Consider the following 1,234-nt stretch of genomic DNA (forward strand, 5'->3'; position numbering starts at 1 on the left):
GTCTGGTCGGCGTCCGGGTGCTTGCGTGCCGCCCAGCCCGCGCGGAACGCGCGCCACGGGCCGTTGCGCTCCTCCCCGGGCGCGCCGGAACCCGCCGCGACGCCGGCGAGGATCAGCACGGCGAAGGCGACGAGGAGCGACACGAGGATCCCGACGAGCACAGCCACGGGTCCATCCTCCGCGCCCCTGGGGCCCGACGCGCGCGACGTCACCCGCGCGGCGGGCAGCCCTCACACGATCTCCACACGCGCCGCCCGGCTCGTCCCGGTCGCCCGGATCCCAGCCTCAGACGGCGACGTCCTCGCGCATGCGCTGGCTCACGACGGTCGTGACGCCGTCGCCGCGCATCGTCACGCCGTAGAGGGCGTCGGCGATCTCCATCGTGCGCTTCTGGTGCGTCACGACGATGAGCTGGGAGTCCTCCTGGAGCTCGCGGAAGATGTCGAGCAGCCGGCCGAGGTTGGCGTCGTCGAGGGCCGCCTCGACCTCGTCCATCACGTAGAACGGCGACGGTCGCGCCTTGAAGATCGCGACGAGCAGCGCGACGGCGGTCAGCGACCGCTCGCCGCCGGACAGCAGCGACAGGCGCTTGACCTTCTTGCCGGCCGGGCGCGCCTCGACCTCGATGCCCGTGGTGAGCATGTCGTCGGGATCGGTCAGCACCAGGCGCCCCTCGCCGCCCGGGAACAGGCGCGGAAAGACGACGTCGAACGCCGCGGCCGTGTCGCGGTACGCCTCGGCGAACACCTGCTCGACGCGCTCGTCGATCTCCTTGACGATCTCCAGCAGGTCGGCGCGCGACTTCTTGAGGTCGGCGAGCTGGTCGGTGAGGAACTTGTGGCGCTCCTCGAGCGCGGCGAACTCCTCGAGGGCCAGCGGGTTGACGCGCCCCAGCAGGGACAGCGCGCGCTCGGCCGCCTTGAGCCGCTTCTCCTGCTGCTCGCGCACGAACGGCACCGTGGTGGGCGCGTCGGGGTCGGGCTCGGTGCCGGGTGGCAGCACGACGGGCACGTCGCGGTGCGGGCCGAACTCGTCGAGCAGCACCTGGGGGTCGAGCCCGAGCTCCTCGACCGACCGGTTCTGCAGCTGCTCGATGCGCAGGCGCTGCTGGGTCCGGGCGACCTCGTCGCGGTGCGCGGCGTCGGTGAGCTGCGCGAGCTCGCGCGCGAGCTCGTCGACCCGGGCGCGCGTCGCGGAGAGCTGCTGCTCGCGCTCGGTCCGGGCGGCCTCGGCG

At 73.5% G+C, this 1,234-nt stretch carries 1 protein-coding gene; it reads right to left on the minus strand.

Translation table 11 applies throughout. The features are described 5' to 3' along the window. Positions 1-285 precede the first annotated feature (285 nt). Positions 286-1,234, minus strand: a 949-nt coding sequence (locus HGA02_RS19705) for an AAA family ATPase (protein WP_168681095.1), incomplete at its 5' end; no start/stop codon positions are given.

Source organism: Cellulomonas septica (assembly GCF_012396155.1).
Lineage (GTDB): Bacteria > Actinomycetota > Actinomycetes > Actinomycetales > Cellulomonadaceae > Cellulomonas > Cellulomonas septica.